This is a genomic window from Roseicyclus marinus (assembly GCF_030163795.1).
In the GTDB taxonomy this organism is placed as follows: Bacteria; Pseudomonadota; Alphaproteobacteria; order Rhodobacterales; family Rhodobacteraceae; genus Roseicyclus; species Roseicyclus marinus.
Genome location: NZ_JASJOF010000009.1, coordinates 125,693 through 136,586, shown reverse-complemented (window position 1 = coordinate 136,586; position 10,894 = coordinate 125,693). Strand labels below are relative to the sequence as shown.

Below are 10,894 nucleotides of genomic sequence, written 5' to 3'. Positions count from 1 at the left end.
AGGATATGACGCTAACACACGCCGGACCGATCAGGCAGGCGCCGATGCGCCAGAAACACTGCTGCACAAGCTCTTTTGCGCATGGGGCGGAGCCAGATTTTGCGTTAACGGTGCGCGGCATTCATGTCAGCAATCCGAAACCTTGGCCCTCAAATGGTCAGACAATCACTGCGGTTTTCAGGTGCTTGGTCTTTTTGGTTCGGTCAACGTCCTCACCCCAACGCTCAGTCGTTGCATGAAGGCGACGGCCACGATCAGTGCGGGGGTTGCAACCAATGCGCCGGCCGCGCCCCATAGCCAGGCTCCGAAAAAGATCGTGGCAAAGACGGCAATCGGGGCGATCTGGATGCGCGCGCCCACCACCATAGGGGTTACGATGTGACCCTCGATGACATTAAGGACGACCACGGCGACAAAGGGTGCGAATGCGAGAAGGGGAGGTGCGTCGGATGCAATCCCGACACCCAGCGTAACCAAAGCAAACAAAGCGATGCCGATGAACGGCATGAAGTTCAAAAGCCCTCCTGCCGCACCCCAAAGCCCTGCATTCGAAACGCCCAGAACCTGAAACGCCACGGCGATGCAAACGCCGAGACCAAAGTTCACCATCAAAATGGCCAGCAGATAGCGGGCGACGTTTGTCTGGACATCGCGCATCGCCCTTGCAACGGAGCGCCGTGTCGAGGCATCGGCGAACACCGCCATGCATGCCCTGCTCAGCATGGCGCGGTCGCGCAGCATGTAGAACGTCAGCATGGCCCAAAACACCGCGCCCGCGACAACACCCGGCACGCCAATGGCCCATCCTGCCATCAGGTTCTGGCTCCCTTCGACCAACCTGCTGACGGCGTCGCTGTCCGCCTCTGGCGCAGGTGCGCCATCCGGGTTGCCTGTGGGTGCCTCCGGCCGGGCCATAGCGGAAACATCGTCAGCCGGTGCGACCATGGGAGGAGACAGTTCGGCAAAGATCCTACGCAATCGCGTCTCGATCTCCCGCAGGATCTCCGGCGCGCGCTCGTTCATGGCCTCAGCCGAAGGCATAAGGAGATATGTACAGCTTGCCACGGCTCCGAGAATCCCGCCCACAACAAGTGCCGCGCACAGCGAGGGTGGGGCGCCGGTTCGACCCAGCCATTTCACGGCGGGAGTAAGTGCTATCGCAGACAATAGGGCAAGGACCGCAGGAACCGCGATGAAGCTCGCAGCATCGAGTGCGGCTATCGTCAATATGCCGGCGATGATGACGAGCAAGGCAGTTGGAAGCCTGTCACGGCCACGCCCGGGAACCTTGTGGTCGGCCTCCCGTGTTTGTCCGGTGGTGGATGGACGACTTTGCGTCGGGTCCGTCATTGACACTGAATACCTTTTACGGGTCACGGCAAACGGGCTGTCCAGATTGTGCTGGTACAGCAGGGTCCTCCTTTTTGGCGTAGCAACCCGTGCTTCTGGTGGGTGGAGCGCTTCGCCCAAGCGGTCTAGCCACAGAGTTTTTTACAAGTGTGGCGTAGGCTCAGCGCATGGTGGCGCGGCAGCTTACGAGTGCGTCGGGGCCGCGCCACGCGAAGCTGGATGCCGCTCCGGCGATGGTCTCACTCTTGACGATAGGCATGGCGGTCGACTTGCCGAATGCCCTTACCTCGTATGGACCTGGCCGGTGTCCGTGCGCACGATTGCACGCTCCGATGTGGTTCCTAGGGCAGAGTTGACAGCCCTTTCTGAAGAACGGAACCCCGCTGCGACAATCAGAAACATCAGACCGAAGATCCCGATCGCGATGAAAAGCCCAAACATGGTGGTGTCTCCCAAGGTTTTGCCCGGCACCCGCCCGTTTGTGGGGTGCTTGGCGGGGTGCGCCCGGCGCGCGGCACGTTGCCGGGGAATGTTAAGCCTCATCAAACTCAGCAAAGCGCGTGGGCGTCATCTTGCTGTTAAGGGCCGGCCGAGAACGGCAAAGCTTGCCCGGGGCGCGGCAGCAGACCTACCAATCAACAGACTGGTCAACGACTGTTCCGGTCGAGGGGCGACGTGAAAGTCCCGGCCTTGGAGGAATTCAAAATTCATCCAGATCTGGCCTGCCGGGTGCCAGCGGGCATCTCGTCATGGGCCAATATCACGCTCAACGCGGCCCTGCTCCTACTTACACGGCTTTTGATCGTGCCGATGGTGCAGCCGCAGGCATCGGCGGCTTCCAGTTGTGAGAACCCGTAAGCCCCCATCAACACCAGCGGCTGTCGTTGGGCACAAGGCAATCGTCCTATGGCTGCGATGAGTTCCTTGAGCGCGATCACATCGACCTGGCACGGCGCCTCTGCGAGGGCTTGGGCGTAGAGACCATCCACATCCTCAACCTCGTGGCGCAGTTTGCGTAGATCCGAGAAGAACGTGTTGCGCATGATGGTGAAGAGCCATGCGCTCAGATTGGTTCCCGGTTGATAGCTGGTGCGATTTGTCCAGGCCTTCAGGAGGGTCGCTTGAACCAGATCCTGCGCCCGATGCTCGTTTGATGTAAGCCTAAGTGCATGCCGCCGCAGCGGTTCGATCTCAGGCGGCAGAAGGCCATGAAATGCATGCTCGTCATCGATCATCGGACTATGCGCCTTTGGTTGAGCGCCAACAGACAGGTCTTCCACACAAAAGGTGGCTAGACGCCTGACAGGGCGGAAATGGGCCCACGTTTCGAGCGGGGTCATCGCGACATGCGCCAAAGCCCATAAAGCCCTCGTGGTCGCTTTGGATGATTTCCTCCACATGGCCTCAGAACCATGTGGGGGCTGTCTGGTCCCGTCGCCGGTCAGGCGGCAGCTTCCGCGTTGAGATGCGTCTCGGCCAACTTGGACAGCGCCTTGTCGGCACCGTATTCCTGATCAAGCGTCTCTTTCAGGAGGGCCGCTGCGTTGGCATGGTCAAGCTGCTTGGCCCAAGCCACGAGAGTTCCATATCGGGCGATCTCGTAGTGTTCCACCGCTTGCGCGAGCGAGATGAGGGCCGCGTCCATCGCCTCTTTATCGTCGATCTCGGCCATCAGGTTCTCGGTTTCCTCGACGAGGCCGATCATTGCATCGCATTTCGCGCCACGAGCCGGTTTGCCAAGAATGTCGAAGACCTGCTCAAGACGCGCGACGTGGTCTTCAGTCTCTTCTTGGTGCGACGACAGGATGGCTTTCAGGGTGGGATCGGTCGCCTTTCGCTCCATTTTCGGCAGAGCCTTCAGGATTTGGCGTTCAGCATAAAGCACGTCCTTCAATGTATGAAGGAAAAGGTCACCAAGATTTTTGATTGTCATGGGGGCAGCTCCTGTGAAGGTTCGATCTACCATCCCGATGTTTGCTACACCGAAAGGATAGAATGGATTTTCGAAAATAGACGGTGGATGTTCGAGATCGTCTCTCTTGGTTATTGATCGTCGCGCCATTTTTTTCCGGTCAACATCAACTCAAAGCAATCAAGCGGCTCCGGAGATTCCGCTGATTTCACTCTTTCTACCTTGGGAAGCTTTGCATGATGCTTCGCAAATACATTCACGACCTGAGGGGAACCAGGCTCCCCATTTGTCCGATAGGCTTCGACTTCTTCCGCCAGCATGCTGATAAAGAGATCAACCTGAATGTTCTTGTTCATCTGGGTTTCCTTAGTCACAGGACTCATGTCTTATGACCTGCATTGATCATAGAAGCAGAGCGAATATTATCACGACGAGGAGTGGCGCTCCGATCAGCCAGGCGATAAGGGCGGGCATGGATTTATCCTTCAAGAGATTGTATTTTATGGCACGTCAATTCCGTGCGACTAGCACGTCCAGCCCAAGGCCTTCGTCCCGATGCCCGCCACCGGCGGTCGCGGAATAGAAGGCCGCGATCGCGCCGCTCAGTAGCGTCGCAGCCGCGATGAAGCCGAACACGACCCCCGCGACCCGGGCATCTTCGACCGCGTCGAGGGCGGCCGTTCGTGCATCCGCTATTTCGCTCTCGATCTCGCCGACACGGGCAAGCGCTGCATTTGGATCAAGGTCTGTATTGGCCGCGAAGAGCTGCGCGAGATAGGCGCGGTCGCGGTCGGCAAGGGGTGCTGCACTTGAGAGGGACGTCGTATGGTTTCGCGGCGGGTTTTCAAAAGTCATTGGACTATTTCCTAGGATGCGGCCAAGTTTTCAACGCAGGCTGACAAAACCAAGCAAGGCCACGACGATGATAATGACGCCAACGATATAGACGATCTGATACATAAGCGGCTTTTTCACTTGAGTATGGTTTCGGCATGTTCCGAGATGCGCTTTGGTCAAGCCTGCTGAATTTATGACATGCCGAAAGCAGCGCGCGTTTTGTGCTGACACCAAATCGTGTTTGGAATTGGCTGGATGGCCCGAACTGGTATTTGCCAGCATAGACCTTTGTGTGGGCCGTGTGACTTTCTATCAGCCGTGGCGTGGACCACCCAGCCTGTTACGAGGTACGTCGTTATCAAGAACCAACCATTTACATCACAGGCAGAAGCAAACGAGGTTACTTCTTCGTCCACATTACGGAGCTCGTCAGGATGCCGGTAGAACCGGAATCTACTCATTTCCGTTGCAAGGGACTTTGCCGTATATTGCGCATCTAAAGTTCACGATGTGCAGCCGAGCCCAGACCTGTCACGGTCTCACAAACGCGTTGGGGTGGCCTCCGCAGTCTCTGACTCCTTTAGCCCTGACAGGAGCATTGGTCCGGATGTGGCTTCCGGATAAGACATCATTGGATAAGGGGAACGTGGGAACCGGACATAAGTAGGGCGGACAAATCTGCCCGCCCACATGTCCATCAAGCTTCGCTGCAGCTCACATGTCTCGTTTATCGGCAGTGCCGGTGGCGCTGTTCCAGACGCGCCCGGCTGCATCAGACGCGTGATCGGCGATGACATCACCGGCCGTTTTGTCTTCGGGCAGCAGATCCCCAATGGCCTCACTGAAGTCATCAAGGTCGTCGCGCACCTCGGAGGCTACGGTCTTGCCGACCTCCCGGGCGGCGGCCATTGCCTTGTCGCGTTCTTCGCGGAATACGGCTTCGGCTTCGTCGAACAACCGATCGCGGCTCTCGCCCATGGTGTTATCCTCGACCCTCGTGTGGGGCAGCATCGCGCCAACGGCAGCGCCTGCGGCCACGGCCAAGGCACCCACCACCAGCGGCTGATCCTCGAAGAGGGTGGAGGCCCGGCGCATCCCCTTGTGCATCATGGCCTCAGACGAGACGCGCACCTCATGCGCAGCGCGACGGGCGGCGACCACGCGCGACTTTGCTTCCCCGGACAGATCTTCGAGGCCATGCGACAATCGTGCCGTCAGGTCCAAAGTCTTGTCGCGCCAATTGCCTGCCGCATCCGACATCCCATCACCGGCCGTTTCGGCCGCGTCGCGAACCCGTCCCAGAATGCCATCTGATGTGTCGCCGCGGTCCGCGGAGCGACCAACACGCCCCCTAGCGAGGCTTTGCGCGTCTGAGTCGGGCAAGGCATCGGTCTTGCCATACCATGACGGATCACTCTCGGTGGCATGGCCACCGTTCGACCAGTCGTGATCGGCCTTCCGGCGCGATGATTGGGGCGAACGGTGCTGTTCGTCCCGTTGGCCTTCGGATCGGTCCTTCCCCAGAAAAAGCCAAGCAAGGCCCATACCGATGACGGCAATAGCAGCGGGGTTGCGGCCCACCGTCTGGCTGACCCTCCGGCCAAGCTCACCGCCCTGGTCACGGGCCATGTCCGTGATGTCGTTTAGGATGGTCTCAACCGAGAACTTCTTTTGCAGATCGCGGAACGTGTCGCGCATCTCTGCGCGTTCGGTGACGATATCGCGCTCGATGTCGTCGGGAGTGCGGGTGTCATTTGGCATGGATACTCTCCTTGATGGCCGCCGCGTCGCGTTGGACGTTGCGGGCGGTGCGGGTCGGCGCAAAGCCGATCTGGTGGAGGGTGGATCTGGCGGATCGGAAGATGAGCAGCGCGACCAAGATCAGGGCCGCGCCGACGACAAGGGTGGCCCAATGGGGCGGCAGACCGGCCCAGATCACCAGGGCCACAAGCGACATGGCCAAAAGGTTGAGGCCTGCAATGCCCAAGGCAACGGCCAGCGCCATGGCGCCAAGCGATGCGCCGACTTTGTCGAGGTTCTGCGCGACTTCGGCACGGGCCAGATCGACCTCGTTGCGCACAAGGTTGCCGATATGTCCTATCAGGTCGGACATCATGGAACCTGCGGATTTGGGTGTATCCGTGGGGTTCATGGTGCGGTCTGAACGGCTTGGGTGTTGGGGTTGCCTTCACTGACGAACGCTTGGACCTGCTTCTTGTGATCCTTTGCCTTCTGCCTTCCCTCGGGCCCGCTATGGGCAGAAGCCTTTCCGTAGCGGCTGGCGACGAAGCCAAGGAATGCGGCACCGCCGAGAAACAGGCCCGGGTTGCGGCGGCCGAGATCGCTGACCATCTCGACGATCTCTCCAAAATCCTTGTCGCGGATCGCGTCCGACGCATCGGCAATGCCTCCGGCGATCTGTCCCAACGTGCGTTCCTGTGCGGACCCATCCCGCAGTTCTTCGGCGGCATGGCGAAGCGCGTTGGCCACATCCATGACCTCGGTCGCCACATCTGCCTTGGCATCATCGGCCCGTGCGCGCGCTTCGGTCATGGTCTGATCATAGGTATGAGAGACTGCGTCCCGGAGGCTGGAGGTGACGCTTGTGCCTGTCGATGCAGCGGCTTTGCCGGCTTGCTTGGTGTCATCGGTCATGAGATCGGCCTTTCTGGCGATTGGAGATGCGCGCGTGTGACCGGACGGGAGAAGCCCGGAGGCCCGAGGCAGTCAGTGCAGTCTTTTCGAACCTTTCCGAAGCAACGCGACCGCAGGCCGCTGCGTTCCGAAGTTCTTTGTCGGTGCAGCCATCAGTTCATGACGAAGGCCGGTTTGCCGTGCTTTGACATGTGGCGTTCGAGATGCTGACTGCACCACCCGGTTGCCTCGGCATGATCGCGGCATGAGTAGATTCCGGCGCTTCAATCGCCTTCGGCGGCGCGTAAGGTAGAACAGAGGTATGGTGCCCGATACGTCAGTACCGAACGAGTTTCCGTCCCTGATATGGCTTGCTCCACATCGTCATGTCGACGGCTAGGGCCGGTCGACACCTTAACCGCACATGCAGGTGGACCTAGAATTGGGCCAAGACAAAATCAATCACGGTGATCCGTTCCCGGCCTACTCGGATTTGATGAAAGCCGCCCGGCACCATGTCCTGCGCACGAGTACGGCAAAAGATCTCCGCGCCCTGATCCGTCGTCTTGAGGAGGCCTGCGAAAAGGCGAGGGTAGCCGCGATCAGCGCGTTGCATTCGCCTGCTTCCCTATCCGAAGGTGGCAAAAGCACCCGCCATAATTTTGGGTTCGCAGATCTTTACTCTGCGCTCCGACGGGCAAAAGCCGAGCTGGCCGCGCAAGGTCCGGGCCACTCCAAAGGCGCACCGCCGAAACCGTCGAGGCGCCCGCAATCGGTCGAGCCACCAGCGTCATCTCTCGGCGCGGCAATTCTGGCGCAACAAAAGGCGCGGGGATGAGTTGGGTGCCTTTAAGGTTCTTCGGTTCATCGATTGCGCGGAGCATCGGGTTTGTCATGCGGGCCTCGTGAGATGAGACAGTGCCGCCTTCTCGTCCACGCGGGGCAAGCTTGCTGCCAATCCCGCGCAGATTGAAGGAGGCGCCTCGGATTCTTGTATGTTTGCGCGCCAACCCGAGCGTGCAACCAGAGCAAGTAAGGGGATAGAGTCCCCGCCCGCGCGTCCATCCACGGGAAAAGAGAAACCTCGGCCATCAGCTGATTTCGCAGACCAAGACAGGGTCTGAGTAGTTTCCGGGCCTAAACGCGAGATGTTTCGCTTGGTAAAAAAGCCTTCAACGCGCCATTCCGCGTTTTCGACACGTTATTTGTTCTTAGCGGTAAGTTTGTATCATGTCCCAAAAGCCTTGTATTTTTAATGAGTTGCAGATCGATGGATGACCGTCAGATCCCAACTTTGATAATTTGTGAAAGAAATCGCTTTCTGGCCGATAGCCTGCGCAGTGCTTTCAATCGTTGCGGGGTCTTCAAAAGTTTAGTCCACTCAGAAAATGGTGGTTCATTGATGGACCTCGTGGCGCAGGTCCGGACCTGCGCTGTCCTTATCGATCCTGATTTTCTCCCAGCCAGCCCAGCGGACTTCGTGCAATCCCTCGCGCAGGCCAATCATGAGTGTCGCGGGATCGCGTATTTTTCGCCAAGCGCTCGGTCGTCGGCTGCCGCCTGTGTACAGGCGGGCTTTGGGGGCGCGGTGTCGCAGCTGTTGCCGATCGAGGATCTCGTGGAAGCGTTGCGGACGGTTTTTCTGGGCGGCATTTACGTGGACAGCGGCCTTGTGAGCGCCCTTGGAAATGATGATCACGTTGGGTGCCTAGACAGCCTGAGTGGGCGCGAGCAATTTGTTCTTGAGCATGTCGCGCGTGGGCACAGCCACAAGGAAATCGCGCGCCTCCTCGCACTCAGCATCAAAACCGTCGAAACGTACAAGCTCCGCGGGACGCGAAAGCTGGGCCTCTCGCGCAAGTCATCTATCGTGGAATATGCACTGCGAAACGATTGGCTGTCGTGAGCCGACACGATCAACGGCCGGTGCCGTTGATTGTCGTTGTCATAGACGAAAGTCCGATCTTGGCCGAAGCGCTATCGCGGGAGATCCGGGACGCCCCGGTTGCCGCGACGTCGCAAGTCGTGGCGCTGAACTGGACAAGGCTCGATGACCTTTTTGCCCTGAAGCCCGACATCGTCGTGCTGGACCTTGATCGCGCCATTGGAGGACCGGAACGGTTCATCCTGCATTTGCGGCGCCACTGCCCAGATACCGTGTTGCTGTCTTACGGATCGACCCTGTCGCTCAAGGTGTCCCGCCGGTGTATCCAGCTGGGTGTGCGCGCCATGCTGCCCCGCAGCGCAGGGTCCCTTCAACTCAGGCAGGCCTTAACGGTGGTTGTGGGCAACGGCCTGTATATCGACCCGGTCTACAAGGACCTCGTCATGGAGCCCGCGTTCGAGGTTGGCCGCGATGCCAAGCCGTTGAGCGACCGCGAAAGCGTGGTCCTTCGAAGGCTTTCGCAAGGCATGAGCCAAAAGCAGGCGGCGGCAGAGCTCGGGTTAAGCCAAAAGACCGTAGAAACCTACAAGGCCCGGGGTATGGGAAAGCTGGGATTGCGCACCAGATGCGATCTGGTACGCCACGCGATCGCCGAAGGTTGGCTAGACTAAGCTCTAAAGTTAATTGAAGAAAACTCATTTGAAACAAGCGTTTGGGTACGGCTCCGGCGCGAATGCCTGTGCGGTGTTCTGCACCGTGCGATTGCACGGCGCCGTCGCCACCTGTCTATCAACCGGCACGTCGACTGATTGGTTTTTGTGAGGTTATCCCTACAGGCGCTGACGGTCTTCCCGACTCTCCGTTCACCCTACCGATCTCTAGTCTGGTTCTCGAGCAAGGACCTGCCGAGACGGTGGTTAGGGTCCGCAACGCGATGGTGAAAGAGGGACCGATGGCAAGGATTAGCGTTTTTGGAATAGGGTATGTGGGCGTCGTTGCGGCAGCGTGTCTTGCGCGCGACGGGCACGAGGTCGTTGCCGTCGACCTTGACCCTGCGAAGGTGGCGACGGTGAATTCCGGGCGCTCCCCCATTGTCGAAAAGGGTCTCGATGACCTCATCGCGGCCGGGGTGGCATCAGGTCGGTTGCGCGCCACGACAGACGCCGCCGATGCCATCGAAAACACGGAAACCTCTTTCGTCTGCGTCGGCACCCCGTCAGAGCCGGACGGCTCGGTGGGTTTGGGATATGTCAGATCTGTCTGTGCCGACATCGGTCAGGCGATAGGCATCAAGAGCCGTCCGCACCGGGTGGTGATGCGATCGACCATCGTGCCCGGCACAATGCAGGGCGTTTGCATACCGACGCTCGAACAAAGTTCTGGAAAACGTGCCGGCCAGGATTTTGGCGTCGGTTATTTCCCGGAGTTTCTCCGCGAAAGCACCGCGATCGAAGACTACGATGATCCGGGGCTCGTTGTCTTCGGCGCATTGGACGAGGCAACCGGCGACTTCCTGACCGAATTGAACGCCGCGCTGCCTTGCGCCAGCCACAGGGTCGATCTGCCCACGGCCGAGATGGTCAAATACACATCGAATGCTTGGCGCGCGGTCAAGATCAGCTTCGCCAACGAAATCGGCAATGTCGCCAAAGCGGCGGGCCTCGACGGGCAGCTGGTGATGCGGCTTTTGACCAGTGATGCCAAGGTGGCGGTTTCGGCGGCCTTCCTGCGTCCCGGCTTTGCCTTCGGCGGCTCCTGCCTGCCCAAGGATGTGCGTGCGCTGGCCCGGCTTGCCGAATCCAAAGGCGTGGAGACCCCGCTGTTGCGCGCGGTTCTTGTCGCAAATGACGCGCAGATCGGCCGTGCCGAGGACATGCTCAAGGCGTCAGGGGCGAAGTCCGTTGGTTTTGTCGGAGTGAGCTTCAAGGCCGGGACGGATGATCTGCGCGAAAGCCCGCTTGCCGATCTCGCTGCGCGTTTGATTGAGGCGGGGCAGAACGTGCGTATCTATGACCCGTATGTCTCGACCGCGTTTGAGACCGATCCCGAGGCTGCGGGACGTGGCAATGCCGTGGTCCCAGATCTCAGTTCCCGCATGGAGCCGTCTATCGCGGCACTCATTGCTCACTCGGACATCTTGCTGGTCGGCAATACCTACGAAGAAGTCCAGCCTGACCTGATGGCCGCCATGGCGCATCAGAAGATCATCGACTTGACCAGGATTGACCGCACGGCGGTGTCGAACGGTCGGTATCAGGGCATCTGTTGGTGATGCC

11 protein-coding genes are annotated in these 10,894 nt (G+C 59.4%); 3 read left to right on the top strand and 8 right to left on the bottom strand.

The annotated features are described in order from the left end of the window. Positions 1-177 precede the first annotated feature (177 nt). The 8 genes from QQK63_RS14315 to QQK63_RS14280 form a co-directional block, all read right to left on the bottom strand. On the bottom strand, positions 178-1,350 hold the full coding sequence (locus QQK63_RS14315; RefSeq protein ID WP_277828399.1) for an AI-2E family transporter: 1,173 nt from the start codon (positions 1,348-1,350) through the stop codon (positions 178-180). A 707-nt stretch (positions 1,351-2,057) separates the two neighbouring features. Then, positions 2,058-2,585, bottom strand: coding sequence for a sigma-70 family RNA polymerase sigma factor (locus QQK63_RS14310; protein WP_277828397.1), 528 nt, complete (start codon positions 2,583-2,585; stop codon positions 2,058-2,060). 206 nt (positions 2,586-2,791) lie between these two features. Further along, positions 2,792-3,283, bottom strand: a complete 492-nt coding sequence (locus QQK63_RS14305) for a YciE/YciF ferroxidase family protein (RefSeq protein ID WP_284283231.1) — start codon at positions 3,281-3,283, stop codon at positions 2,792-2,794. 110 nt (positions 3,284-3,393) lie between these two features. Next, positions 3,394-3,618 carry a hypothetical protein gene (locus QQK63_RS14300; protein WP_277828393.1) on the bottom strand — a complete coding sequence of 75 codons (225 nt, stop codon included), beginning with the start codon at positions 3,616-3,618 and terminating at the stop codon, positions 3,394-3,396. A 154-nt stretch (positions 3,619-3,772) separates the two neighbouring features. Next, positions 3,773-4,117 (bottom strand): hypothetical protein, encoded by a 345-nt coding sequence (locus QQK63_RS14295; protein WP_277828391.1) that lies wholly within the window; start codon positions 4,115-4,117, stop codon positions 3,773-3,775. 696 nt (positions 4,118-4,813) lie between these two features. Continuing rightward, positions 4,814-5,860 (bottom strand): DUF3618 domain-containing protein, encoded by a 1,047-nt coding sequence (locus QQK63_RS14290; protein WP_277828387.1) that lies wholly within the window; start codon positions 5,858-5,860, stop codon positions 4,814-4,816. Continuing rightward, a complete protein-coding gene (locus tag QQK63_RS14285) occupies positions 5,850-6,251 on the bottom strand; it encodes a phage holin family protein (protein ID WP_284283230.1) in 402 nt (133 codons plus the stop codon). Before QQK63_RS14285 ends, QQK63_RS14290 begins: the two co-directional genes overlap by 11 nt. Then, positions 6,248-6,754: a hypothetical protein gene (locus tag QQK63_RS14280; protein ID WP_277828383.1), complete on the bottom strand. Its 507-nt coding sequence runs from the start codon at positions 6,752-6,754 to the stop codon at positions 6,248-6,250. Before QQK63_RS14280 ends, QQK63_RS14285 begins: the two co-directional genes overlap by 4 nt. A gap of 1,249 nt (positions 6,755-8,003) precedes the next feature. Between QQK63_RS14280 and QQK63_RS14275 the strand changes: the two genes are divergently transcribed. The 3 genes from QQK63_RS14275 to QQK63_RS14265 all read left to right on the top strand — a co-directional run bounded on the left by QQK63_RS14275 (position 8,004) and on the right by QQK63_RS14265 (position 10,890). Continuing rightward, positions 8,004-8,639, top strand: coding sequence for a helix-turn-helix transcriptional regulator (locus QQK63_RS14275; protein WP_277828381.1), 636 nt, complete (start codon positions 8,004-8,006; stop codon positions 8,637-8,639). Next, positions 8,636-9,289 (top strand): response regulator transcription factor, encoded by a 654-nt coding sequence (locus tag QQK63_RS14270; protein ID WP_277828379.1) that lies wholly within the window; start codon positions 8,636-8,638, stop codon positions 9,287-9,289. Before QQK63_RS14275 ends, QQK63_RS14270 begins: the two co-directional genes overlap by 4 nt. A gap of 281 nt (positions 9,290-9,570) precedes the next feature. After that, positions 9,571-10,890, top strand: a complete 1,320-nt coding sequence (locus QQK63_RS14265) for a nucleotide sugar dehydrogenase (protein WP_277828377.1) — start codon at positions 9,571-9,573, stop codon at positions 10,888-10,890. Positions 10,891-10,894 lie beyond the last annotated feature (4 nt).

Coding starts and splice junctions, on each gene's coding strand:
- QQK63_RS14285 (WP_284283230.1), bottom strand. CDS start 6,251: ATGAACCCCACGGATACACCCAAATCCGCAGGTTCCATGATGTCCGAC.
- QQK63_RS14295 (WP_277828391.1), bottom strand. CDS start 4,117: ATGACTTTTGAAAACCCGCCGCGAAACCATACGACGTCCCTCTCAAGT.
- QQK63_RS14275 (WP_277828381.1), top strand. CDS start 8,004: ATGGATGACCGTCAGATCCCAACTTTGATAATTTGTGAAAGAAATCGC.
- QQK63_RS14315 (WP_277828399.1), bottom strand. CDS start 1,350: ATGACGGACCCGACGCAAAGTCGTCCATCCACCACCGGACAAACACGG.
- QQK63_RS14265 (WP_277828377.1), top strand. CDS start 9,571: ATGGCAAGGATTAGCGTTTTTGGAATAGGGTATGTGGGCGTCGTTGCG.
- QQK63_RS14290 (WP_277828387.1), bottom strand. CDS start 5,860: ATGCCAAATGACACCCGCACTCCCGACGACATCGAGCGCGATATCGTC.
- QQK63_RS14280 (WP_277828383.1), bottom strand. CDS start 6,754: ATGACCGATGACACCAAGCAAGCCGGCAAAGCCGCTGCATCGACAGGC.
- QQK63_RS14300 (WP_277828393.1), bottom strand. CDS start 3,618: ATGAACAAGAACATTCAGGTTGATCTCTTTATCAGCATGCTGGCGGAA.
- QQK63_RS14305 (WP_284283231.1), bottom strand. CDS start 3,283: ATGACAATCAAAAATCTTGGTGACCTTTTCCTTCATACATTGAAGGAC.
- QQK63_RS14310 (WP_277828397.1), bottom strand. CDS start 2,585: ATGATCGATGACGAGCATGCATTTCATGGCCTTCTGCCGCCTGAGATC.